The 22,450-nt window shown below is 60.2% G+C and carries 12 protein-coding genes; 8 read left to right on the top strand and 4 right to left on the bottom strand.

Annotated features, from left to right (window positions below):
* Window positions 1-44 precede the first annotated feature (44 nt).
* The 4 genes from J3U87_RS30550 to J3U87_RS30535 all read left to right on the top strand — a co-directional run bounded on the left by J3U87_RS30550 (window position 45) and on the right by J3U87_RS30535 (window position 5,677).
* Complete coding sequence (locus J3U87_RS30550) at window positions 45-1,784, top strand: aldehyde dehydrogenase family protein (protein ID WP_237379588.1); 1,740 nt, start codon at window positions 45-47, stop codon at window positions 1,782-1,784.
* Between the two features lie 225 nt (window positions 1,785-2,009).
* Window positions 2,010-3,617, top strand: a complete 1,608-nt coding sequence (locus J3U87_RS30545) for a carboxyl transferase domain-containing protein (protein WP_237379587.1) — start codon at window positions 2,010-2,012, stop codon at window positions 3,615-3,617.
* Between the two features lie 93 nt (window positions 3,618-3,710).
* A complete protein-coding gene (locus tag J3U87_RS30540; protein WP_237379586.1) occupies window positions 3,711-5,192 on the top strand; it encodes an acetyl-CoA carboxylase biotin carboxylase subunit in 1,482 nt (493 codons plus the stop codon).
* The gene (locus tag J3U87_RS30535; RefSeq protein WP_237379585.1) at window positions 5,189-5,677 is read left to right on the top strand and encodes an acyl-CoA carboxylase biotin carboxyl carrier protein subunit; all 489 of its coding nucleotides are present in this window, start codon (window positions 5,189-5,191) and stop codon (window positions 5,675-5,677) included. The genes J3U87_RS30540 and J3U87_RS30535 overlap by 4 nt, the downstream gene beginning before the upstream one ends.
* Before the next feature lie 79 nt (window positions 5,678-5,756).
* Here the strand turns inward: J3U87_RS30535 and J3U87_RS30530 are convergent, their stop codons facing one another.
* Window positions 5,757-8,384, bottom strand: a complete 2,628-nt coding sequence (locus J3U87_RS30530; protein ID WP_237379584.1) for a response regulator — start codon at window positions 8,382-8,384, stop codon at window positions 5,757-5,759.
* Window positions 8,385-9,079: 695 nt separating this feature from the next.
* Here J3U87_RS30530 and J3U87_RS30525 point away from each other — a divergent pair.
* Window positions 9,080-9,598: a hypothetical protein gene (locus J3U87_RS30525; RefSeq protein ID WP_237379583.1), complete on the top strand. Its 519-nt coding sequence runs from the start codon at window positions 9,080-9,082 to the stop codon at window positions 9,596-9,598.
* 232 nt (window positions 9,599-9,830) lie between these two features.
* Here the strand turns inward: J3U87_RS30525 and J3U87_RS30520 are convergent, their stop codons facing one another.
* Window positions 9,831-13,106, bottom strand: coding sequence for a hypothetical protein (locus tag J3U87_RS30520; protein ID WP_237379582.1), 3,276 nt, complete (start codon window positions 13,104-13,106; stop codon window positions 9,831-9,833).
* Between the two features lie 793 nt (window positions 13,107-13,899).
* Between J3U87_RS30520 and J3U87_RS30515 the strand changes: the two genes are divergently transcribed.
* The 3 genes from J3U87_RS30515 to J3U87_RS30505 all read left to right on the top strand — a co-directional run bounded on the left by J3U87_RS30515 (window position 13,900) and on the right by J3U87_RS30505 (window position 19,067).
* Window positions 13,900-15,195, top strand: a complete 1,296-nt coding sequence (locus J3U87_RS30515; protein ID WP_237379581.1) for an OmpP1/FadL family transporter — start codon at window positions 13,900-13,902, stop codon at window positions 15,193-15,195.
* Window positions 15,192-17,351, top strand: a complete 2,160-nt coding sequence (locus J3U87_RS30510; RefSeq protein WP_237379580.1) for a hypothetical protein — start codon at window positions 15,192-15,194, stop codon at window positions 17,349-17,351. The genes J3U87_RS30515 and J3U87_RS30510 overlap by 4 nt, the downstream gene beginning before the upstream one ends.
* Before the next feature lie 180 nt (window positions 17,352-17,531).
* Window positions 17,532-19,067 carry an AAA family ATPase gene (locus tag J3U87_RS30505; protein ID WP_237379579.1) on the top strand — a complete coding sequence of 512 codons (1,536 nt, stop codon included), beginning with the start codon at window positions 17,532-17,534 and terminating at the stop codon, window positions 19,065-19,067.
* On the opposite strand, the gene J3U87_RS30500 is transcribed toward J3U87_RS30505, so the two are convergent.
* Window positions 19,051-20,418, bottom strand: a complete 1,368-nt coding sequence (locus tag J3U87_RS30500; RefSeq protein WP_237379578.1) for a tetratricopeptide repeat protein — start codon at window positions 20,416-20,418, stop codon at window positions 19,051-19,053. The genes J3U87_RS30505 and J3U87_RS30500 overlap by 17 nt on opposite strands.
* 210 nt (window positions 20,419-20,628) lie before the next feature.
* The gene (locus J3U87_RS30495; RefSeq protein ID WP_237379577.1) at window positions 20,629-22,437 is read right to left on the bottom strand and encodes an SLC13 family permease; all 1,809 of its coding nucleotides are present in this window, start codon (window positions 22,435-22,437) and stop codon (window positions 20,629-20,631) included.
* Window positions 22,438-22,450: the final 13 nt, after the last annotated feature.

Below are 22,450 nucleotides of genomic sequence, written 5' to 3'. Positions count from 1 at the left end.
GCCGGCTTTCGAGTTCCCGCATTTCAACAGTGAGGTGACTAGGCATGACTACTACGATTGAATCGCCGCCGGCTGCTTCCTCCTCGGGACGAGAGGGGAAGACCACCAGCCGCGAGCAACTCGATACAGCTTTGGCCATCCTGCAAAACAATAAACAGAGCTGGGCCCAACTGTCCCTCGTGGACTTGGTTGCCCTGATCGATTCGCTGATGGATGAATTCAAGCTGGTCGCGAAGGATTGGGTCGATGCGGCATTGGCGGCCAAAGGCATTTCCCCGCGGGCTGCGACGGCCGGCGAGGAGTGGCTAGGTGGGCCCTACAGCCTGCTCCGCAATTTGAGACTATTCCGGCAGACTCTGGATACGTTGCGCCGCAAAGGCGATCCCGAGCTACCCGGTCCCGTGCGGACCCGTGCTTCCGGTATCGTGAGCGCTCGGGTCTTTCCGACCGACTTGTACGATCAGCTCTTTTTCATGGGAACCACCGCCGAAATATGGATGGAACCCGAAGTCAGTCAAGACCGGCTCAAGGAAACCATGTGCGCGTATTATCGCAAACCGCCCGAATCCGGCCGGATCTGTCTGGTACTCGGTGCCGGCAACGTGGCTTCCATCGGGCCCATGGACGTGATCTACAAGATGTTCGTCGAGCGCAAGGTCGCGCTGCTCAAGATGCACCCGGTCAACGAATATCTGGGCCCCTTTTTCGAGCGCGCCTTCCAGCCCTTGATTTCGCGAGGCTTCCTGCAAATCGTATACGGCGGGGCCGATGTGGGTTCCTATCTGTGCAATCACACCTCGATCGGCGAAATCCACATCACGGGTTCGGACAAGACCCACGACGTGATCGTGTTCGGCGGCGAGGTGGAAAAGCGCAAGGCGGATCGCGACCCCTTCCTCAACAAGCCGATCACCAGCGAACTCGGCAACGTGAGCCCGGTGGTGATCGTGCCGGGTGACTGGTCCAAGTCGGACATCGCCTTTCAGGCGGCCAACATCGCGTCTTCCCTGGCCAACAACGGAGGCTTCAACTGCAATGCCTCGCGGGTTCTCGTCATGCAGAAGGGCTGGAAACATCGCGAAGCCCTGCTCGACGGAATCCGCGCCGTGTTCAAAACTTTGCCGCAGCGCGACGCATATTATCCGGGTGCCTTCGATCGCCACAAAGCCTTTCTCGCCGAGCACCCGGACGCGGAATTGATCGGGGAACGGACCGACAAAAAACTGCCCTGGACCCTGATTCCCGGTCTCGACCCGGCCCACAAGGACGACATCTGTTTCAATACCGAAGCGTTTTGCAGTGTCTTCGGCGAAACCTGTCTGGAGGCGGCCGACCCGGCCGAGTTCATCGTCAAGGCCACCGAGTTCGCCAACGAAACCCTGTGGGGCACACTCAACATGACCATGTTGATTCACCCCTCGACCCTGGCCGACAAGGGTGTCGAAGCGGCCTTCGAAAAGGCGCTCGAGGATCTTCGCTACGGCACCATTTCGGTCAACCACTGGGCCGCCGTATGTTATGCCATGGGAAGCACCACTTGGGGCGCCCATCCCGGGCACGACATCTACGACATTCAATCGGGATTGGATGTGGTCCACAACGGCTACATGTTCGACAAACCGATGAAAAGCGTCGTTCGCGGTCCCTTCCGACCCTGGCCGAAACCGGCCTGGTTCGCCACGCACAAGACCAGTCATTATCTCGGCAAGAAATTGACGAACTTCGAGGCTTCGCCCAGCCCCCTGAAACTGCCCGGTATTTTTCTTGAGGCATTTCTGGGCTGAGTCCCTCCACCTTCGACAGTTGCGTACCTATTTCGGGGCCCGGTGGCGAGACACCGGGCCCCGATTCGGTGCTTCGTCCGCCGGGCGTGTCCTGGCCGTACCGGTCGCCACGACCCTCGTGGCCGGTAGGTCGGGCACGGCCCCCGACGCTGGGAAATGTTTGCCCCCTTCCGAGGGCCACGCTATGATGGAGCTTTCATCAAGCAGCACATTCGGGAGGCGTAGATGACTACCTTTCAGACAAAGGTAAGTCCTGGCTCGGAAGCGTTTAAGGCGAACCGGGAATACATGATGGAAAAGATCGGACAGCTTCAGGACGGGCTTGCCGAAGTCGCCTTGGGGGGTGGAGAGAAGGCGATCAAACTTCATCGTGACCGCAACAAGATGACCGCGCGGGAGCGGATCGATTACGTCCTGGATCCAGGTAGTCCCTTTTTGGAATTCTCGGCCCTGGCGGGTTGGAAGCTCTACGATTTTCCCCATCCGGCGGGGGCCATCATCACGGGGATCGGCCGCATTTCCGGTCACGAGGTGGTCATCGTCGCCAACGATGCGACGGTCAAGGGCGGAACCTATCTGCCGATCACCGTCAAAAAACACCTTCGCGCGCAGAAGATTGCCGAAGAGAACAACCTGCCGTGCCTTTACCTCGTGGACTCCGGCGGGGCGTTTCTGCCGAAACAGGACGAGGTTTTCCCCGATCGCGACCACTTCGGGCGCATCTTTTTCAATCAGGCCCGGATGTCGGCCGCGGGGATCCCGCAGATTTCCGCGGTGATGGGCTCCTGCACGGCGGGCGGCGCCTACGTGCCGGCGATGTCCGACGAGACGGTCATCGTCAAGGGCACCGGCACCATCTTCTTGGCCGGTCCGCCGCTGGTCAAGGCGGCCACGGGTGAAGTGGTTTCCGCCGAGGACCTGGGCGGTGCCGACGTCCACTGCCGCGAGTCGGGTGTCGCGGACCACTATGCCCATGACGATCGCGAGGCCTTGGACATGGTGCGCGAGATCTTCGCCCACCTGAATCGGCCGCGCAAGCCGGTGCCTCTACAAAAAGAGGTTCAGGAGCCGGCCTACGACGCCGAGGACATGCTCGGCATCATGCCCAGCGATTCGCGCCAACCCTTCGACGTGCGCGAAATCATCGCCAGGGTGGTGGACGCCTCGGAGTTTCACGAATTCAAGGCACTCTACGGAAATTCCCTTGTCGCCTGTTTCGCCCACATTTGGGGCATGCCGGTAGGCATCGTGGCCAACAACGGGGTGTTGTTCAGCGAGTCCGCCCTCAAGGCGACCCACTTCATCGAGCTGTGCAACGAGCGCAAGATACCGCTCGTGTTCCTGCAGAACATCACCGGCTTCATGGTCGGTCGCAAATACGAGGCGGGCGGCATCGCCAAGGATGGCGCCAAGATGGTTCACGCCGTTTCCAACGCCCAGGTCCCCAAATTCACCGTGATCATCGGTGCCTCGAACGGTGCCGGCAACTACGGCATGTGCGGTCGCGCCTACGATCCCCGGTTCCTGTGGATGTGGCCCAACGCCACCATCTCGGTCATGGGAGGCGAACAGGCGGCCAACGTGCTCTGCCAGGTCAAGCAGGAACAGCTTCAACGTCGCGGCCAGGACATGAGTTCCGAGGAGGCCGAGAAATTCAAGCGGCCGATTCTCGATAAATACGCGGTGGAGAGCAGTGCCTGGTATTCCTCCGCACGGCTTTGGGACGACGGCATCATCGATCCACGCCAAACTCGCGAAGTGTTGGGCTTGGCGCTGAGCGCGGCCTACAACCAGCCGATCGGTCCGGTCAAATACGGGGTGTTCCGCATGTGATGGCGCCTGCCGAATTCGGGCGGGGGCTCGTCGTCCCCCGTCGCGCAGGTTGACGCCTTTCAACGGCAGCGAGGGGGAGGAGAAGGAACGAATATGAAGAAGATTTTGATTGCGAACCGCGGGGAAATTGCCGTGCGAATCATGAAGACCTGCCGCGAAATGGGCATCGGCACCGTGGCGGTGGCTTCGGAAGTCGACATGGCAGCCAAACACGCGCGCATGGCCGACGAAGTGGTCTGTATCGGGCCGGCTCCGGCGATCGAGAGTTATCTACGCGCCGAGGCGATCATCGAGGCCGCCAAATCGACCGGAGCCGATGGAATCCATCCCGGATTTGGTTTCTTGTCGGAAAACGCCGAGTTCGCCAAGGCCGTGCGGGCCGCCGGTTTGGTGTTCATCGGTCCCCAGGCCGAGGTCATCGAACTGATGGGCTCCAAGCAGGCCTCGAAGCGGGAGATGATTCGAGCGGGGGTGCCGGTCGTGCCGGGTTACAACGGCGACAAGCAGGATCCGGAACATCTGAGTGAGCAGGCCGAGAGCATCGGTTTTCCGCTGTTGATCAAGGCGAGCGCCGGCGGTGGAGGCAAGGGCATGCGCATCGTTCACGCCGCGGATCGGTTTCTGGAGGAGTTGGAGGCTGCGAAACGAGAGGCGACCGCCGCCTTCGGGGACGACACGGTCCTGCTGGAAAAGTATTTGACCCGTCCGCGTCACATCGAGTTCCAGGTCTTCGGAGACGAACACGGCAATCTGGTCCACCTGTTCGAACGGGAGTGCTCCATTCAGCGGCGCCACCAGAAAATCCTGGAGGAAACCCCGTCGACCGCCATGACTCCGGAACTGCGTGGGCGCATGGCCGAAGCCGCGGTGGCCGCGGCCGGGTGCGTGTCCTACACGAATGCGGGTACCGTCGAGTTCATGTTGGATGAGGATGGGTCCTTTTATTTTCTGGAAATGAATACGCGGCTGCAGGTAGAGCACCCGATCACCGAAATGCTGACTGGCCAGGACCTGGTCCGATGGCAGATCGAGGTGGCACGCGGGAATCCACTGCCCCTGCGCCAGGAGGAAATCAGCGGGCGGGGCCACAGTATGGAGGTCCGCATCTATGCCGAGGATCCGGCCAACGGGTTCCTGCCCCAAACCGGGACCATCGTCGGGTATCACGAGCCCCAGGGCTTGGATGTGCGCGTCGACAGCGGCGTGGCCCAAGGTGACGAGATCAGCATCTACTACGATCCGATGATCGCCAAGCTCGTGGTGCGCGGAGCCGATCGCCGCACGGTTTGCGAGAAACTGCGCAATGCCTTGGCGGAGTACGGCATTCACGGCGTGCGTACCAACATCGCCTTTCTGCTGGCCATTCTCGAGGAACCTCACTTCCTGAAGGGCGAAACGCGAACCGACTACCTCGCCGAACATTTCGCCGATTATCGTGCCGATGACGGCTTGATCGACCAGGCGCTGGCGTTGACGGCGCTGGGTGCCTCGGGCAGGAAAGCGAATTCGCGAGAAGGTGGTGTGGCCTTCAACGATCCCTGGTCGTCCTTACCCGCCTGGAGGGGAACCAAATGAGAAAGCAATTCAAGCTGGGCGACCGGCATTTCAAGATCGATTGGACGGGGATCCATCCTCTGCACGGAACCATCCACGAGGGTGAGGAGGTTCGCGAGTTCAAGTTGGCTGCGCCCGCCTCCGGCAGCGGACGGCTCCATCTGGGTGATCGAACCGTTCCTTATTTCGTTACGGGGGTCGCCGGAGGGGTGTGGGTGACGCTGGCCGGCGAAACCTTTTTCTTCGAGAACAGCAAGGGCAAGGGCGGAGCCGACGACAGCCACGACGGTTTTGCGGCGCCGATGCCCGGCAAGGTGATCAAGGTCTTGGTGAACCAGGGCGACGTCGTGGAAAAAGGCCAGGTTTTGATGGTGATGGAAGCCATGAAGATGGAGCACCGCATCGAAGCGCCCGGACCGGGTACCGTCACCGCCATCCACTTCCAGGCGGATGACCTGGTGGATCAGGGTGTGCACCTGCTCGATTTCCAACCGGAAGCGTCCTGAAACGCCGCCCGAACCCGCCTCGCGGGGGCATCGGTGTGGCCGGGCCCCCTGGGTTGCGCGTGACCTCGCTGTTTGGAGATCAGTGCTTCTCCACTTCCATGACCTTGATCTTGTTCAGCAGGTCCGCCATGGGAAATGGCTTGAGCAGCAAGCCTTCGATGCCCAGAGCGACCACTTTCGCCAGTTCGCCCCGTTCCCGCGATGAAGTGATGATCAGCACGTGGCTGGGGGCCGAGTGGTTTGCGCGGGCCTTGCTGAGTACTTCGGTTCCGTCCAGTTGCGGCATGTGCAGATCCAAGATCAACGCATCAAAGCTCTCGCCGCACATGATTTCCAGGGCCTGTAACGGGTTGTTCTCCAAAGTGACCTGATAACCCGCCTTCGTCAGTACCGTGCCCAGTTGTTTCGTGATGTATTTGCTGTCGTCGACGATCAGGATCTTGTGAATGGCGTGGTCCGGTTCCTGGAATTCCAGGTGCAGCGCTTTTCCAGCCGCCTTGCTGAGAACCGGGTCGTCGCTGTTCAGGTATTGGCGAATGCGGTCTTTCAGCTTGGGATGGCCGATCTTCCCCGCGACGGTGATCGCCAAGGCGGTCATGTCGGGGGCTCCCTGGTTCGAATCCAAAAAGAGCAGGACCATTTCCACCAGTTTCGGCATCAGGTCCTTCAGGTGCTCCACCATGGTCGGTTTGTAGACCATGCTCAGCTTGCGCATCGCCTGGACCCGCGAGTAGTGATCCGGCTTTTGGAAGTTGTTCAAGATGTCGAGAATGGTCTTCTGTTGGCGGGTCGATTTGTCCTGGTTGAGCTGTTTGGCGTTCAGTTTGGCCACGACGGCGCGAATACGGCGTTCTTCCAGGGCCGAATACTTGGCCTGGGGTTGATGACTGGCGTGGTTCAAGGCCTTGACCCACTCGAGTGGATCCTCGATCAGCCAATGACATTTCTCGAATACCGTCAGCAGTTTGTCGCGGGTGCGCTCCCGGTCACAGGCCAGAAGGGTGCACCAGAAATCCCGATAGGGATAGAACTCCATTTCGTATTCCTCGATCGGGGTGTCCTTCATCAGGCTCAGCAGGCTGTCGGCCCCGTCGAGCGTTTTATTTTCGGCGAGACTCGTCAGGTGGTCCACGATCCGTTGCAATCGGGAAGAACCACCGCCACGGAAAAGGGTTTCCATGGCCTGATCGCGCACGGACAGACTGAAACGGTTCGAGATGAAGGGGCTGACGGCGGGACCGGTCTCGTCTCGCTTGAACGGCAACAGCGCTTTCAGTGCCTGGATGAGCAAGCTGTCGGGCACCTTTTGGGTCAGCAGGTTCAACAGCGTTTGGTAGCCCCCGTCGATGCGGTACTCACCGATGAGTTGAATGGCTTCGGCCTTGGCGAGCAGGCTCTTTTGCGAAAGCAGCGGCTCCAACAGCTCGGCACCGAATCCCTGTTCGCCGGCCAATCGCTGGGCTTGATGTCTGAGATCCGTGTGTTCCGTATCGCCGGCGAGGCGCCGCACCCCTTCCGGCAGAGAGGGCAGCTTGTAGCGGTGCAGTGCTTCGAGAACCTTGCGCAAAAGCTTGGGATCGCGGTGTTCGTTGACGTAGGCGATCAGGCGCGTCAGTGACTCGTCCGAGCGGTGGCCCATCAACACCGAGACCATCAGGTCGTCGCGAGAGGCGTCCTTGGAATCGAGAATTCGGTCCAGGCGGGAGATGAGGTCCGAAACGTCGTGACGTACGGCGATTTGCCCGATCGAAACCAGCGTATCGTGCTGGATGTGGCGCAACTGTTTTTGGTACAGGTCGACGGCACTCTTGAGCCGGTCCACATCGGATCGGCTCATGGGGCTCCCCAGGACGAGGCTCTTCCAAAACGAAACGTTGTCGTCCGAAATCACGCGCGAGTGCAGGCGGAAGGCTTGATTGATGTGCTCGCCCAGTTTTTGCGGCTGGCCGGTATCGTCCCACCATTCCCGCAACGCCTCCACCGGGGTCTCGGTCGTTTGGGAGAGGAGGTTCACCGTTTTGGTCGGGTCCAGTTTGACGCCTTCCGCTTGCTCGAGAAAACTTCGGTAGGAATCCCCGCACTCGATTTGGGATTTCAGGTCGGCGAGTGCATCGAAGGCGGCGTCGAAACTGGAAACATCGCCGATTTCGGCCAGGACGTTGACCGCCTCCATCTGAATCGTGGGATCACCATGGCTCAATAGCCCGTTGAGAAAGGGAATGTAGTCCGGGTGGGGCTCGCGGATCATGGTCGCCGCCGCGTTTTTCATGCGCTTGGCGTTGCCCGACTCGAACTCGTCCATGTAAAAGGTTTCGCGGTGTCGTGCACGTAGGCGACCGACGATGCGGTGGTAGGTGGTATTGAGTTCGGGGTGGAGGTGGTCGCCGATTTCCTCCAAGGCCCTCAGGGCCTCCTTTTGTTCGAAATTGCCGAAGAGGGTCAGCATCGACTTGGCGTAAAGCGTGTTTCGCTCTTCTCGGATGCGCGTGGCGAATAACGGGATGAGATCCGTTTGGCCATCTTCGATGAGGTAGGAAAGAATCTTCAGACGAAGCTTGCCGTCGATTTGGGACATCAAATCGGCGATCTCTTCGAGCGCGCTGTCGCGGAAGCTCTCGAGAACCTTTTTCAAAAGTGCCTGGAGGGTTTGGTCCTCACCTTGTTTGAACAGTTCCAAGATTTTCTGACTGAGGACGCCCTTTTCCATATCGATGAGATCCTTTGGAGACGAGCGGGTTCGAGGGGGCGGTTTTCAAAAAGGAAGAAGCTTGGGTAAAAGGTGGCGCACTGAATTATTTATCGTACGGCGTCAGAAATTATTGAGAAGCTTTAGTTGATTTGGAGGGTTTCGATTCGGGCCTGTACGAGCCCCTCGTCGGTGCCGTGTTCTGCCGTCGATTGGGGCACATATTGACATTCTGTAGATCGAGACAATTCGTGATACTATTTAGAAAATTACACAAAATTGTGTTTCGTTGCATATTTCATGATTTCGGTCAGGAGTTTTAAGCAAAGGTTTTTCTGGATAGTCGGCCCTCGACGATGCATGGTCGAGATCCCGGTGTGTGATTGAACCAACAACGATGGTCGACTGCCGTCCGGGTGGACGACGCCAGGGGAGCTGCGCGCCAAACCGATGGGAATCTTCCGGATACGAGAAGCATGCGGCAGATGGGGCCATGAGCCCGACGATCGTGGAGTGATCGATGGAAACGAAGAACGAATTCGAACATGTACTACATACCATTGAAATACTTGCGTGGATGTCATTGTCTTTTTGGGATGAGCATTGATCCGCACATGGACAGTTGGACCCTATGCGATTCCGTCCAACCCCGCCTACCCAACCATGCGTCTTCACGTCATTTCGAGCCGTGAAAATCGGTAGAAGGTGTCGTCTTCATGAAAGAAAAAAAGAAAGCCCTGCTGTTGGTCACCGTTGCCGCTGTCGCCATTCTCGGGTACGCCTACGAGCATCAGATTCGCGTGTTTTTCTCGCGTTCCAGTGGCTTCGATCTGACGCGCATCGGGTTTCACGACATGGCCGGGCGCACCTACCAGATTCCCGAGGGCTATCGCGGCTATGTCGTGTTTTACAGCGACCTCAGCGGATGCACGTCCTGTTTGCGGCGATTGGGTCCCCTCAAGCGATTCTCCGAGGTCTACGAGGAAGTGGGCATGTTCTCGATCTTGAACGACGATACCGGCGCCCACGGATTCGCGGAGTTGATGACCTCCTACGATGTGCCTGGCGAATACCTTCAGGACAAATTGGGTCAGTTGAAGAATCGACTGCACTTGGGTGAGCATCCGCTGTTGCTCTTCTTCAACCGCGACCAGAAGTTAATCGCGATCCTACCGCTCGACGTGGAATACGAGGATCTTCGCAAGCTCCTGCATCAGTACGCCAACGAAATGTAGGCGTGGCCGCGGGCCACGCCGCAGTCAGGTATCAGGCTTCAGGTATCAGGGCGATCAGCCGCGCACGGGAGAGGCGGCTTGGCGAAGGGAAAGCCGTTCACCCTGAAGGAGTCGCAGCCACAAGGAATCGAAGCCGCCGAGTTCGGAGCGGGCATCGACTCCAGGGAGGACCCGGGTTGCCAAAAACCGGAGACCCGGATGCCGATACCGTGCCCATCCGTCGGATGGGCACTCACCGGATGAGGTGCAGCGCGGAAGCGGCCTCCAACGATTCCGTTCCACCGAGGCCACGGAACATGAAACCGGACAGGTAGCTGGGGTAGCTGTGGACGCGGATCGTCTGAATCGATTCGCGAAGGGACGGTTTGAGTTCCGGGAAGAACTGCCTTACCGATCCGTCCAGGTGCTCCTTGCTCTCCAGGTTGTAATAGGAGGTGGCGATGGTCTGTCCCTGCCCGTTGAGCGCTTCGACCGATACGTCGGTGGCCACGGTGTGGGCGTTGGTGATGACCAGGCTGGTCCACCAGTCCACGTCGGATCGAACGCCGCTGAAGAGCAGCTCCGAACCGGTGCTGGAGCGCAGGGGCAGGCCGGCGAGGCTGTTGTTGTTCAGATCCCCGTACATCAGCATGCCCATGATCGGTTTTTCCGAGGCGATGGCGATCCACTGCACTTCCGGACCCGTTTTGCCCTGCTTCAATCGCTCCGACCAGGACTCGGCGATCTCGACCAGGCTGTCCTTGGCGGGAATCGGCACCGTTTGGTTGCGAACGATCTGTCCGTCGACCCCGTAGCCCACGATCCGCGCGTTGACCGGCCGCGAATGCGGGTTGGCCAGCACGATCCCGGTCCACCAGGAAGGCCGCTGGCGACCAGCCAGGTAGGGGACGACCAGCACGTCCGAGAGATTGGCGATTAGGGGAACGGCGGCGGCTTGGGTTTGCGAAGACTCGGAAAACATGCCGAAGCCACCAAGCCGCGTCGTCAGGTCGGCCGAGGAAATCTTGGCCCAGGATGTGGGCGTTTCGAACGTCTGCGCCTGGAGCGTCAAGGTCTCGGTGGAACCGGAAAGCATGCTGTGATCGCGGCCCTCGCCGGAAGAGTTCTCGACCGTCATCTCCAGGACCTGGCTGACGGCGACGTCTTTGTCCTCTGCCAGTAGGTCGGTCTGCACGAAGTTGTGCAGATACAATTTCGTGGCCCACTGATTGTCGTTTTTGGGTACGTGGGGCAGGTAGGTTTCGGAACCGGTCAATTCACTTTCGGGAACCTGGTAGGCGAATCGCGAATTGCGGTGTTCGGTGGCCTGTCCGGAAATGACCGGAGCGACGGGACTGCTGCTGGAGAGCAGAACCGTAAACGGCGCTTCCAAGTGGTTGTAATCGACGAGCCAATCGGCCAAGGGACGGCCGTTGAAGTGCGCGATCTGGGCGACGTCCATGTGCTGGGTGCCGATGGCCTGGCCGTCCACGTTGAAGACGATGAAGTGGATCTGATCGAAATCACCAAGGGCGGTGCTGATCTCCAGTTCGGCATCTTCGATGAAGGGCAGCAGATAGGTTTGCCGGGCCGGTTGGCATTCGACGCGGTAGTTTTGCAGGGCCGAGCGTTCCACCACGAAGAGGCTGTCGGACAGCCAGGTGGAAAAAATCGGCGGGCTGGAGGTGGAAACCGAATTGCGGGCCTCCAACAGATCGCGATCCTCGAGATACAGGGCGTGATAGCGGCTGGGTACCGGGTCTTGCCGGTTGCGGGCCATGATGTGATTGCCGTCCAATTGGCGCAGGTCGACCCAGTTGGGGTAGTACCCCACGACGTTGGGCTGGAGGTTCTCGAGCCGGACCACGTACAATCCCGATTCGGTTTCCACCCAAATGTGATTCTGGGTGGCGACCAGTGCGACGATGGCCTCGTCGATCGGGAGTTGCAGCGTCGCCAGTTCTTCGAGGCGCGCCACGTTCTGGTGCAGGCTGATTTCTTCACCGTCGTGATAGAGCAGGCCCATGTCGGTGATCTGCAGATCGCGGAAGGGATTGCCGCGGTCGAAAAGCGTGATGCGTTCGAAGGTGCGGCTGGCGGCCGAGGCGTCGTCCGACTGGAAGAGGTGCAGGGTGTAGTGGTCGCCCGCTCGGTCTCGCAGGTATTGCACCAGGAGGAGATGGTCGCCGGATTGGTCGAGCTGGCGCAGGGACCCCGTCATGGAGCGGGTGAACGCGGGCCCGAGGGCGCCGTTCTCGTCGACCTCGAAGCCGTGCAGCAGCGTGGTGCTCGGGTCGTCCCCGGCGGTCGTGAGGTAGAGATTTTTGCCGTCGCCACTCAATTCTTGAATCGGGGCGCCGTATTTGCGGATTTCGCTCAGTGCCCCCTGGCCGAACTGCTCGGCCATGCCGCCGTGAAACAGTTTCTGGTTCGAGGCCAGGAAGAGATGACCCTTGACCATGGCTACGCCGGTGACGTCGTCGAAACTCGGCTCGAGGGTGGCTCGGGCTTGGATCCAGGTGTCTTCCACCTCGTAGACGTTCAGGCTCCATTCGGGCCCGCCCGGTCCGGCGTTGATGAAGTACACCCGATCGCCCACGGCACGCAGGCGCGTGGTGCCGATCTCGCTGAACGGCATGCTGACCGAGCGGTTGGCCGAGGCGGTGGGCGACGCCAACTGGGTCGAAATCGCTTCGAGGCGGTCGCTGAAGCGAAGAAACAGGAAATCTTCGCTGGCGGTCCAGTTCAAGATCAACTCGGCACCGCCCGTCTGGTAGAGCCTGCCGGCGTCGGTCACTTCACCTGTTTGGGAGACGCCGGCGATGCTGATTCCCTCGATGGAGTCGACCAGGATGCGGTCGCCCGCGGCGCGCATGCCGAAAAACGCGCTTTGGTCGAGCACCGTCAGTTTGCGCGATGCGCCGGTGAACCCGTTTTCGCTGTAGAGGCGGTAGTAGATCTCGCCGTTGTTCGTCAACGCGAAGACCGCTTGGGAAGTGGCGACCACCTGGGAAACCTGAATGTTCCACTGATCGCGTTCCTGGGGCTTTTCAGCGCCGTTGAGACCGAAGTGACGAATCCGGTCTCCCTCGTTGGAGAACAGGGCGTTTTCGTAAATGGCTGCGGAGATGAGATTTTCGATGGGGAAAAAGTAATTTTGGGAGGGGAAGTGAATGGGGTCGCTACCGGGATCGGCGCTGTAGTAGCTGAAGATGCCCGAATCCCTGGCGACGGCGTACAGATAGCCGTTCGCGGTGACGAGCGCGTTGATTTCGCCGGGCACCTGGGCCGTGTGGAGATCGGCTGTATTGGGAAGGTCGCGATCTTTGAAGGTGAGTCCGTAACCGGATGACAACACCAGGTAGCTGCCGTATTCGGCGGCGTCGGTATAGCGGCCGGAAACATAAAAGGTTTCCTTGTGCGCGGAGAGACATTCGGCGGCGGCGGGCAGGGCCGCCATCAGGAACAAAAGGCACGTCAGGATCTTGCCGATCACGGAACCCGTTCCCATGAAATGTTGATGACTCATTCGGTGCATACTCCCATCGAACAACCTGAAACCGATATTTTAGCAATCCCCAGGCCAAGGGTTCTATAAAAAAGGATGGAGTCACGAACTCTTCCCTTGCGCCTTGTGGGGTGGATCACGGCGAAACTTAGCGAAGTTCGTGCCGTCTCGTGCCGATCTTGGTAGGGCTCCCAGGATCGAATCCGGGTTCGAGAAACCGGGAGAACCTTGGCTCGATCGCCAACGTTGGGTCATGTGGCGGGTTCCACACCTAGCCCTCCCTAAATAAAAAAGCGAGAAAAATAGGCTGCGGGTACCGGATTGGGCGACGAATTGACTGGCAAAGGTCGTTTCGGAGCCGAATCGCTTGCGGGGTTTCCTGCGACAGATTGACCTGGCGCCACTCGGCGATCCGCGAATACGCCGTTCCTTCTCGGCTGGCGTTGGTGTATGATCGCGCTAATTTGCGCGTTGGCGCGAAGCCGGATGGCAAGCCCGTCACATGGTTACCCAGGGAATCCCCACCCATGGGAGCATCCCACTCTGCCGAGCTCTTCGATCTTCCCCCTCTTTTTGGGCGTGCATCTCCGACATATTCGCGACATTCTTGCAAGGCCTCCCCCACATTCGCCAAGCCGTTCTCGTCCCGGTGGTCTTTCTCACCGGCTCCGCGGGCCCCGGTCGATCTGGTGCGCATCGTCTCCTGTCTCCGTTTTCTGGCTCTTCTCTTTCTATCTCAGTTACCGGTAGTGGTATGCATTCGTTTTCTGCTTTGTCGGCACTCGATCGTTCTGGTTTTGGAAAACCTTGTCTCGTGAGGCGGAGACAAAGCCGGCCGAGCCCCCGCCTGCGGTTTCTCGGAATCCTGCTGGCCTTTCTGGGCGGGCCGCTCTTGGGACAGACCAACGAAGAGGTATTTCGCGAGTTCCAGTTCGATTTCAGCGTACCCGGCGCGCGTGCCATGGGCATGGGTGGGGCCTTCATCGGAACCGCCGACGATGCGACCGCCAGTTTCGCCAACCCGGCCGGCCTGGCCTACCTCACGGATCCCGGCTTTACCTTCGAATATCGCCGCCTGTCGGAAGAGGGTGACGAGGGATCTCTGCCGATCGGCGGCGAAACCAATTCAAACATCGTCTTCACCGAAGATCCGCTCAGCACCGGACTGTGGAATTTCGCTTCGGCCAACTACCGTTGGCGCGGTTGGTTTTTCGGGGTGTATCACCACGTCTACCTGCGGGAGAAGCAGCGCCGCTTTTTCGATACCCGAGTGCTTCAGGGCAACTTTCAGCGGGTCGAATCGCGAGAGGTACGGCTCGATTTCCGGGGGCGTACCTTGGGATTGGGTGTGGCCCGACGTTTGGGCCCGCTCAAACTGGGGGCGACCTTCAACTACGTGCGCCTCGCCGGCGAGACCGAGTACTTTCGCAACGGGTTCATTCGCAGTCTCGGCAACGGTGGCGTCCGCACCCTGGCGTACCAATCCACCATCGACGATCGCGATGCCGGCCTGGGATTCAACCTGGGATTGCTGCACGAGGTCAATCCCAATTTCACCTGGGGGATGGTGTGGCGGGAGAACCCGAAACTGACACTTACCGAGTCGGTTCTGGAAACCGTCAACGAACAGCCGGTCCTGATCGAACATTTCGAAGTCCCCTTCGTGGTGCCCGACGTCTTCGGTACGGGACTTCAGTGGCGGGCACGTCCCAATTTGCGGTTCATGCTCGATTGGCAAAGGATTTTCTACAGTGAAATGATCGGCGACGATTTCGTCATCGCCGAATCGATTCAAACCGAGGAAGCAGCGAACTACGTGGTACGCGACATCGATCAAATTCATGCGGGTCTCGAATGGCTGCTGGCCGGCGAGCGCCAGGTCTGGGCCATTCGCACCGGGTACTTCAGGAATCCGCCCCACACCGTTTCGTACGTGGGTGACGATCCGTTCATCGCCGAGCGGTTTACGCGAACCCGGCCCGCCGACGAAGACCATGTCACCGTGGGCCTCGGCTGGGTGTTGGACAACCGGTTCGAGGTGGATGCGGCCGCCAACTTTCGTCAGGACGGTCGCGAAGTGACGCTTTCGGTGATCTGGAGAATGAAATGACGCTTTTGCTTTGCCTGCTGCTGCTCCAAGGGCGTCAATGGACCTGGTACGAGCACTACGAACGCGGCATCAAACACTACGAATCGGCGCGGTACCCTGAGTGTTTGCGTGAAATGGACCTGGCGTTGGCCCAGGCCCCGACGCCCAAGCGCAATCAATTCACCCGCGCCGTGCAAAAAATCGATTACAAGCCTTTTTATTTCAAGGCGCTCAGTCACTACCACCTGGGTGATGTGGCCAAGGCCCAGGAATTCGCGCAGGCCGCCTTTCGCGGCGAAGTGGTGCAGCAGTCGCCACCCCTGCAGGCCGATCTGGCCCCCATTTTCGACGCTTGGCGACGTCAGGTTCAGGCGCTCAGCGCAGAAGTGGCCGCGGAACACGAGCGGATTCGCCAGCGTCGACGACTGCTGGATCTGCTCGATCGCGGTCTCTGGCGGCAGGCCCGCGACGAATTGGACGAACTCGTGGGCGGCGGCGCCGACGGAACCGCCTTCCAGGATATCGACATCCTGATTCAGCTTCGCAGCGGCCTGGAAGGACGGCTCGACGGGCTGCGGGACGATATGCAGCGCCGCATCCAGGAATTGATCGAGCGCGACGCCTTGGACCAGGCGCGGCCCCTGTTGGAAGCCTTTCGCGGCGATCTCTCCGAACCCGTTTACCTCGAGCTGGATCGCATGCTGAAACAGGCCGAGGCGCAGCGCGACTCGCCTTCGGATGCCCAGGATCCCGATTCGGTGACGCGGGTGGCGGAAGCCGAGGCGGCCGAAGCGGAAATTCAGGCATTCAAGGTGCGTTTGACCAACCTGGAGCTGGAAAAGAGCAGCCTCACGCAGCGCGTTCAGGTCATCGAACAACGCAACCGGGATCTTCAGAATCAGCTCGAAAAGGAACGCGCCGACGAATCACCCGCGCCGGTCCTGAAGCCCGCCGGCATCATGGCCCTTTCGCGGGAAGGCGAGTTGGGCATTCGGGCGGATGTCGTCATCAGGGGCGACCAACCTGTCTCCGCCTGGGAAATCCGACTCGACGAGGTGCCCGTTCCCTTTGCCAAAGACCAGCTTCGCGCCGTCGACGAGGGGTATCGGTTCAACCGCATCCTGCTGGCTTCGGGTTATGGGGAGCACCGCGTCAGCTTCCACCTGCGCGATGTCTTGGACCAGAAACTGGAGCTGACCGAGGTGCTGGTACTGCAGCGCCCCTGGTACAACGATCCGCTCTATCCGGCGATGCTCCTGGGGATCGGCGTGACCCTGGGCCTGGTGTTGACGGTGCGGCGCCAGCGTCGTCGACGAATGGCCAAACTGCGCCACTTCAATCCCTACATCGCCGGGGCTCCGGTACGCCAGGCCGACATGTTTTTCGGTCGCGATGCCCTGATGGGGCGGATCCAGGGTTCACTGCACAAGAATTCCTTCATGATCCACGGCGATCGCCGCATCGGCAAGACCAGTTTCCTGCTCCAACTCAAGCAGAACCTCGCCCGTCTCGATTCGCCCGAATACGCCTTCTTCCCCGCGTTCGTGGATCTCCAGGGCATCGTCGAAACGGATCTGTTTCACCATCTCATGGTCGAGGTGGTTCACTCGGCCGAGTGGGAGATCGACACCGACGATCTCGAGGTCCACGAGCGGGCCGAGGGCTATCAGAGTCGGCATTTCTCCAAGGACATCAAGAAAATCATCGCCCGCCTCGACGCGCGCACCGACAAGCACGTATTGGTCGTGCTGCTCGTCGACGAAGTGGACGTCCTGAACGAGTTCAGCGACAAAACCAACCAAAAGCTGCGCAGCATCTTCATGAAGGACTTCGCCGACCACCTCAGTTGCGTCATGGCCGGGATCCACCTGAAGAAGGAGTGGGAGAGCAGCGGCTCGCCCTGGTACAACTTCTTCGAGGAGATACCGGTGGCCGCCCTGCCGGACGAAGCTGCACGGGCTCTGGTGCTCAAACCGGTGCAGGGTATCTTCCGCTACCAACCGGATGCGGTGGATTTGCTGTTGAAGGCCACTGCCGGCCATCCCTACCTGATCCAGAAACTGTGCATCAAGCTGGTGGATATCAAATTGCGTGCGGGCGATTTCTCGATTTCGCGGCTGGACGTGGAACAATTGCTGCAAGCACAAGCCCGTGAAACGAGAACGAAGGAGTCGTGAGCCATTGTGCGACAAGGATTCGGCCTATTTCAGACTAAGCGAAACAAATCCCTTCGGGGGAAGGCCGACACGACCCGCCCAGCCGGCGGGCGAGATGCCGGGCGCCCGGTCGCGGATGTCCTTCGCGCGCACGAGGCGCGCGAAAATCGAGTGTTGTCAGATTGAAATCGAGGAAAGCCTATGACCTTCATCATCAATCGATGGGTACGCGGAAAAGACTTTATGGGTCGCGAGGAACACTTGGATGCGATCCGGACCTCGGGTACCAAACCCATTTGGATTCTCGGGAATCGGCGCGTCGGCAAGACCTCGCTGCTCCGTCAGGTGGAGTGGCTCTGCCGCGAGGAACTGTGGCCCGATCACCTGGCCCTCTACTGGGATCTGCAGGGTGCGGGTAGTGTCGATGGTCTCAAGGATTCGTTTCTGGAGGCCCTGGAAGACGCCGAGGAAGTGGTCGATGCACTCGGCCTGGATCTGGACGCGTTGGAAGACCTGGGTTTTTCCGAAATCATGAATCGGTTTCGCCGCCGTCTCAAAGGCAGCAAGGACAAGCGATGCATGTTGCTCATCGACGAGTGCGAAGAGCTGGTGGATGTGACGCCGCAGGAGCCCGGCCTGTTGGCGGTGTTCCGCAAATTGACCCACTCGAGCCGCAACCTGGCCGTGATCATGGCCGGCTCCATGCGGCTCTACGAATTGGACGAATCCCAAAGCCGGACTTCGCCCTTTCTGCCCGATTTCCTGCCACCGCGCCTGCTGGGCCCCTTTTCGGCCGAGCAGTCCCGGGCCTTGTTGACCCACCACGGTTTGGCCGCGGAGGTCGCCGATCGCATTCACGGGCTGACCCTGGGCAATCCCCATCTCCTCCAACTTTTGGGCGAACAGGTCGACCGGCTGGGCGATCTCGAACTGGTCATTCGCGAATTGAAACAAAGCAAGGTGTGCCACTACTTCTACAACTCGAATTTCCTTTGCCTGCCGGAGGAAGTGCGGCATTGGTGGCGCGACGGTCTGGCCTCGACCCGACTGGCGTCGCTCCAGCCGGACGAACTGAATTTCGCCTACGCTCGCCAATCGGCACTCCTCGCCGAGGAGGGCGACTCCATCCGCATCAGTCCTCTGCTGCGCATCTTGGAAGGGGAGGAGCTCGCGGCGGTTTCGGCCGAGCCGGTCACATCCCTGCCGATCGCCAAACAGGCCCCCCTTCGGTCTCCGGAGCGGGCGACGGTGCGGCACCCCGTGTTTTTCCTGGTAGAAGGCCTGCGTCGCCGCCAAAAACCCTTGACGGCCCTCAGTTACCAGCATCTGGAGGAGCATGACGTGGACCCCGACACGATGGCCGCCATGCAGGATCCGCCCAGTCTGGAGCTCGTCGATTCATTGCGCGATCCGAGTGTCAAACCCCACCTGGTTCTCGATGGCGCCAGTCCCGAGTACATACGCCAACTGGAAGGCGACGTACGAACCCACGTGTACCTGATCGGCTCGTTCCTGTACCGCAAGTACCTGGGACAGGGGCCTTTCGGCGATGTGGAAGATATCTGGGCCCGTGCCGGAAAACTGGAGTCCGAAGACGTGGTGGTCCCGGCGGACAGCATCGGGCAACTTCCGGACCGGCGTCTGGGCATGGTGCTGTTGCGCTGCCTGAAAGCCGATCCGGAGGGGCGCTACGGGAGTCTGGAAGCGTTGGAGCGAGACCTCAACGATCTGCTCTGACCTCCGTGTCGGTCGGGTTTTCCTTGAGTCGCCGTTCCAGATTTTCGAGGATCTCCGGCGTGCGGGGACGAATATCGGGATCCAACTCGTAAGCCCGCTTGTAGTTGTCGATGGCGAGCTGCCATTGACCCGCGCGTTCGTAGCCCTCGGCCAGGCTGTCGTAGCCGTTGGCGTAGTCGGGATGTGCCTCCACGTTGAGGACGAACACCGCGATGGCCCCGTCGGTTTCCCCGGAGCCCAGCAGTTGGTAGCCAAGCCAGTTCAAATCCGTGGGATGGTAGGTCTCGGGCCCGTGTGCCTCGATCGTTTCCTTTAGGCGGGTCAGCGTATATTCTTTGCCCTGAACGCGATAGAGCGCAAGGTACTGTTCGGCGGGCGCGTAGCGCGATTCGTGCCGCTCGAACGAAATCTCGCCGAAACTGCCGCTTCCCTTCGCGGTCAAGGACTTGCCGCCGCGCTCGGTATCGTCCTTGCGCGGCGTGCGGAAGCCGCCGAGGATCACATTGGCGCCGCCTTTGAACGGGGCGTCCTCGGGGATTTCGATTCTCATCGATCCGAATTTACAGGCGATGGTCAACGCCGCATCTTCCAGGAGGCTGCCGCTGTTGCGCACGCGAAAGTCGCCGAATTCCTGCTTGAAGTCCCCCGAGATCAGGCGCAGGTTTTCCATTTGGCTGATCTCGGTTCGGCCGTAGCTGGATTTCGCCGTGTACTGTTGCAACGGCACCTGATTCGGTTCGGTCATGATGACGATCAAGTCGCCCATCGACATCTGGGTGCGCAGGTTCTGAATGGCCAGACCCGAGAGATCGAGCACCGATTCGGTCATTTTGGTTTTCACGCTGAGATTGAGCAGCAGGTCCTTGGGTACTTCCACGATGACCTGGTTGCTCTCCACCTGGTTGCGGCGGATGCCCATGCCTTCGTCGTCCGCGCTCTGCAGGCTCAAGCCGAGCAGTGAACGCTTGCTGCGGAACAGGATGTCGAACGAAGGTTTCTCGCCCGGCTTGGAGCGTTCCGTTTTCAGATCGTAATTGTTGCGGTCGTAGGTACCGCTGACCTTGATCTCGCCGCCCGGGGGCCCCGCGATCACGGTGACCTCGGCCAATTGCGCGTCGATCGACAGGTCGAGGGTGCTCTTGAGGCCCTCGGCACCGTCGACGCCGGGGAAGGGGGCGCTTTCGGATGCCGCGAAGGACGCTCCGATGTTCAATGGCTGAATGTCCGCGGGTTCCGGTTTGTTGAGGAAGGCGCCGACCGCGGCAAGCATTCCGAACAACATGAAGAGCGCGATCAGGCCACCGCAACCGATGGCAATACGCTTTGCACATGAACCCTTGGATTTCGCCATAAACAATCACTCCTGTATTTGTACTCGACGGGCGGCGGTCCTCGCGGACGCGGTGCGATTGTACCAAAATGCAGCGAACTCCGGCTGCCGAGGATGGGCCGCGTGGGTCGGAGCCCTTTTTCTCTTGATCGCCGCTGTGTACGCGCGCCGGTCTCGTGGGTTTAGTGCGTTTTTTTTGCGGAGTCCCATGCGCTCCCGACCGGCCGATGTTCAGAACGGCCAGATCCACGGTAACGCGAACGTGACCACGATGAACAGCAACAGGTTCAGACCGAACCCGACTCTCGCGAAGTCGCCGAATCGGTAGCCCCCCGGCCCGTAGATCAGCACGTTGACCTGATGCCCGATCGGCATCAGGAACGAAGTCGAGGCGGCGATCACCGTCGCCATCACGAAACCGCGCGGGTCCACCCCCAGTGCGAGGCCGATGTCGATGGCGATGGGTACCATCAAGACGGTCGCGGCCGCGTTGGAGATGATTTCGGTCAGTCCGGCGGTGATCAGGAACAACCCGGCCAGGATGTACCAGGGCCCCAGATGGCCCAGGATGTCCTCGACGGCCCGTGCCGCCATCATGGCGGTCCCGGTATGTTCCATGGCTTCGCCCAGGGGAAGCATGCCGGCGATGAGAAACACCGATTTCCAGTCGATTGCGCGATAGGCGTCGTTCATGCTCAGGATGTGGGTCGCCACCATGGCCAGAGCCGCCAGCAGAATTGCGATCGAAATGTGTAGGATGCCCAGGGCCGCGGCGGTGATGGCCGCCCCGAAAATGGTCGCCGCCATCCACGTCTTGCGCCAATATCGCTTGGTGATCGGCGTCGGTTCCAGCAACAGGAATTCGGGCTCGGAGCGCAGTGTGGCGACGGTCTCGCGTGGGCCCCGCACCACCAGCAGGTCCCCGAAATCCAGGGGGTTTTCGGCCAGGTGGGCCATTTGATAGGAACCCTGGTGTCGGATGGCGATCACCGAAAGGCCGAAACGCTGGCGGAAATTGATTTGTTTGAGCGATTGCCCGATCAGTCGTGAGGTCGGCGAAAGCGTGATCTCCGCCATCTGGATGTGTTCGTCGTCGCCCAGGAGGCGGGCCTTGGTGGAACGCGACGGCTCCTTCTGCATGTCCAACTGCTCTTTGTGACAGGCCTCCATGACCACTTGCAGTGGGCCCTCGAAGACCAGGGTGTCTCCCTGCTTCAATTTGATGTGACCCAGGTTGGCGTCGCCGGAGGGACCCGAGAGGTATTCCTTGTCGCGGCGAATGTCGCGCACGCTCAGCCCGTAGCGCGTCCCGAACTGGACTCCGAACAGGGTTTTGCCCACCAACGGCGCCTCTGCCGTCAGCACCGCCTCGGAGAGAAACGATTGGTTGCGTGGGTCGGTAGGCGTTTCGGGAAGGGCCGGTTGGCGTTCCGGCAACAGGTGGCGGCCGATCAACAACATATACAGCAGGCCGGTTCCCATGATGATCAACCCGGTCGGGAGGAAGTCGAAAAAGCTGAAACCCGGGACCTCGGGGAATTGGCGCATGATGTCCGTCGCCAGGATGTTGGGCGGAGTGCCGATCAAGGTCATGTTGCCGCCCATCAACGAGGCGAAAGCGACCGGAATCAGCATCTTGGAAGGCGGCAGGCCCCGTTCGCGACAGAGGCCCATGACCGTCGGCAGCAGGATCGCCACCGCTCCCACATTGTTCATGAAGGCCGACATCAGCCCGGCACAGAGCATCAGCGTGGTCAACAGTCCCAAGGGATGGGAGCCCGCGATCGCGAGCATCCCCTGCGCCAAAAGCCGGTCGATCCCGCAGCGCGAGAGACCGGCGCTCACGATGAAGACCCCCCACACGGTGATGACCGCCGGTGAGGCGAACCCCGAAAAGGCCTGCTCCGGGGACAGCAGGCCCGTCAGCACCAGGGCGACCATGACCCCCATCGACACCAGATCGACCCGGATTTTGTCGATCACGAAGAGGATCAGGCTGACGATCAGGATGCTGACGACGAGGATCTGATCTGTGGACATGTGGGTTCTCCCA

Origin of the sequence: Sulfidibacter corallicola (assembly GCF_017498545.1) — a bacterium.
GTDB lineage: Bacteria > Acidobacteriota > Holophagae > Acanthopleuribacterales > Acanthopleuribacteraceae > Sulfidibacter > Sulfidibacter corallicola.
The sequence above is the reverse complement of the archived record's forward strand: the minus strand, read 5'-3'. Positions and strand labels throughout refer to the sequence as shown.